Source organism: Actinomycetota bacterium (assembly GCA_036280995.1).
GTDB lineage: Bacteria > Actinomycetota > CALGFH01 > CALGFH01 > CALGFH01 > CALGFH01.
Window position 1 is genome coordinate 1 of sequence record DASUPQ010000035.1, and the last position, 2,787, is coordinate 2,787.

Consider the following 2,787-nt stretch of genomic DNA (forward strand, 5'->3'; position numbering starts at 1 on the left):
CAGGACTTCCTGTTCTATCTCAGCCTGGTCGACCGCCGGGCGTGCTGGGGGCCTGGTGGGGTCGCCTTGAGCGACGGGCGCAACGGCTGGGCAACCGCCGACCCGAGCGGCATCCGCTGGTGGCGGGACGAGACCCTGGCCGACGACCTGGACCGTCACCACGCCCACTGGCTGGCCATCGGCCGCCCCACGCTCGGCGACTACCGGGTGGCGTTGGTCCCCATCAACGAGGGCCGCCCAGCCCCGCCCACGGGCTGGGCGCTGGACCGCCCCTCCTTCCGCGAACTCCTCTGGCTCGAGGAGCCCTGACCTGGTTTCCTCACACGAGGCGTCGAAGCACGTCGGCCAACATCTGGTCGTCCCGACTGGGTGACCGTCGAAGTGCTCGCCGAGCACCCGTTGGTCAAGTTCAGAGAAGATGTCAAGCTGGCACCGGCCTTGGGCCTGGCGCTCGGCTGGCTGTCGTGGGGGACGGTGGCGGTGGGGGTGGTGGCCGGCTTCCTGCTCGGCGGCCTGGCCGGGCTGGCGGGCATGGTTGCGCTGGGTCTGTCGCGCAAGTCGCGGCTGCCGTTCGGCCCCTGGTTGGTCGTCGGTGCGCTGCTGGGCGTCCTGGTCGGCGGCGAGGTCGCCGGCTGGTTCCAGGCCGCCTCGCTCGGCGCCAGGTAGGCCGGGTCAGCTCCTACCGACGATGATGCGGCCGTCCATGCCGGTGTAGCGGTACTTGCAGTAGAAGCTGTAGGTGCCCGGGTTGGTGGGCGCCCGGAACGGCCCGGTGACCGAGACCGTGTGTTCCCCGGCGTCCAGGTCGACCTTTGATGGGGCGAACGTGAAGCTGTGCTGGTAGGCGTCCTTGTTGTCAACCCGCATCCGGAGGCGCTCACCAGGGCGGACGACGAAGCTGGGCTGGGTGCCAGCCTGCCCAGGCGCAAGGTAGGCAAGGTCCTTGGTGATCAGCGTCAGGACCCGTGGTCGGGGAGGCGGCATCGTCGTGGTGGCCGACGCGGGGGTGGCGCTGAACTGGCCAGTGGCCGTCGACGGCGAGGGGGAGGGAGCCGCGCGGTGGTTGCCGTTGCGGCTGCTGCCGTACTCATAGCCCAACAACACGGCGCCGGCGACGGCCACCAGCAGGGTGGCCAGCAAGACCACGACCACCAGCTGGGGCCGTCGTCGCGGCGGAGGTGGCGGGCTGAGCTGGCGGAGGCGAAGATCAGGCCGGTCCGGGCCGGTGGCGGTCATCGCGCCAACTCCTCAACGTCCATGGCCAGGATGTGGACGGCTGCCGGCGTCCGTCGTGCCAGCTCCGCCGCCGCCTCAACGGTGCATCATAATGACCGGTCTGGGAGGGGTCTAGCTGGTTGGGACGAGATGAGAAGGACTGCCGGATGCCGGCTTCTGAGCGTTGGAGCGCTTCTCAGCCCAGAACGAGCCTGAGCGAATCGGCGTTGAACCTTGGTCGCGCTGCGGTCCGTATACCCGGGAGGCGTCGGTGCCGCCGTGGAGCCGACGCCGCCCCCCAGCACACGGCGAGACTGCAATGGATGGATGCATCAGCTGGTCTGGGCGCGCACGCGCCGGCGCCGGCTCACTGGAGTGGGTCTGGTCGTCAGCGGGTGGCGCGGCGCGGAGGGTCGCCCGCCTCATGCTGAGACCCGCCGCGAGCGCTCGGCCTGCTGCGACCGCGGCGCTGGTCGAGGACGAGGCGGCCCTGCTGGCCAGGGTGGCCGCCGGCGACCGGGGCCGGCCCCTGGAGGAGCTGTATCGCCGGTATGAGGCCCGGCTGTACGGGCTGGGATTGCGGCTGCTCGGCGACCAGGGCTTGGCCGAGGAGCTGGTCCAGGAGACCTTTGTGCGCCTGTGGCAGCAGGCGCGCCGCTTCGACCCGGCCAGGGGCTCGGTTGGCAGCTTCCTGTTCGCGATCGCCCGTCGCCTTGCGGTCGACCTGTGGCGCCGCCCATCCTCGCGGCCGTTTGAGCCGGAACCCCAGGACCAGCCGGCAAGCCGCGACCCGGTTGAGAACCTCAACCAGGGGCTGACAATCCGCGACGCCTTGCAGACACTGAGCCCGCAGCATCGGCAGGTTCTTGAGTTGTACCTCCTGGAAGACCGCAAACAGAGCGAGATCGCCGAGCTGCTCGGCCTGCCACTTGGCACCGTGAAAACCCGAGCCTATTACGCCCTCCGCGCGTTCAAGTTGGCCCTCCAGGAGCGTGGCATCCATGCCTGAGCTTGCCCCTCACCCCCACCCGGACCTGGGCGGTTATGTGTTGGGTGCGCTGGAGCCCGCCGAACGGGCCGACTTCGAGGAGCACCTGGCCGGCTGCGAGCGCTGCCAGGCCGAGGTGGCCGAGTTGCGGGGACTTCCCGAGCTGCTGGAGCAGGCGGCGCCCCCGGTCGAGGTGCCACCTTCGTTGCGGGAGCGTACCTTCGCGGCGGTGGAGCGGGCGGCCGCGCAGCAGCGGCGTCGGCGGCGCTTGCGCCTGGCCCTGACCGCCGTGGCGGCGTGCCTGGTGCTGGTCGTCGCCTTCGTTGGTGGCTACACGCTGAGTCAAGTCGGACCCTTCGCCGATCGTGGCCGCGTCATTGAGTTCGCCCTGGCTGCGCCGGACGGTGGTCCGGCACGGGCGACCGCCAAGGTCCGCCAGGTGGGCGACGGCCTGGCCATCACCATGGAGGTCAGCGGGCTGGCCCCCAACCCGCCGGGCAGCGTCTATGAGTGCTGGTATGTGGGGCCGGGGGACAGCTTGGAACGGCCCAACCGCGTATCGGCGGGGACCTTCACCGTCGGCG

The 2,787-nt window shown here is 70.7% G+C and carries 5 protein-coding genes; 4 read left to right on the forward strand and 1 reads right to left on the reverse strand.

Features of this window, described 5'->3' with window-relative positions; translation table 11 throughout:
• On the forward strand, window positions 1–309 hold a 309-nt coding region (locus tag VF468_00875), incomplete at its 5' end, for a hypothetical protein (protein HEX5876877.1).
• Window positions 310–369: 60 nt separating this feature from the next.
• Window positions 370–666, forward strand: coding sequence for a hypothetical protein (locus tag VF468_00880; protein HEX5876878.1), 297 nt, complete (start codon window positions 370–372; stop codon window positions 664–666).
• 6 nt (window positions 667–672) lie between these two features.
• Here the strand turns inward: VF468_00880 and VF468_00885 are convergent, their stop codons facing one another.
• Entirely contained in the window at window positions 673–1,236 is a 564-nt protein-coding gene (locus VF468_00885; protein HEX5876879.1) for a hypothetical protein, read from the reverse strand.
• A 481-nt stretch (window positions 1,237–1,717) separates the two neighbouring features.
• Between VF468_00885 and VF468_00890 the strand changes: the two genes are divergently transcribed.
• Both VF468_00890 and VF468_00895 read left to right on the forward strand, forming a co-directional pair.
• Complete coding sequence (locus tag VF468_00890; GenBank protein ID HEX5876880.1) at window positions 1,718–2,224, forward strand: sigma-70 family RNA polymerase sigma factor; 507 nt, start codon at window positions 1,718–1,720, stop codon at window positions 2,222–2,224.
• Window positions 2,217–2,787 (forward strand): anti-sigma factor (locus tag VF468_00895; protein HEX5876881.1); only part of this gene is annotated, 571 nt, incomplete at its 3' end. The genes VF468_00890 and VF468_00895, both read left to right, overlap by 8 nt.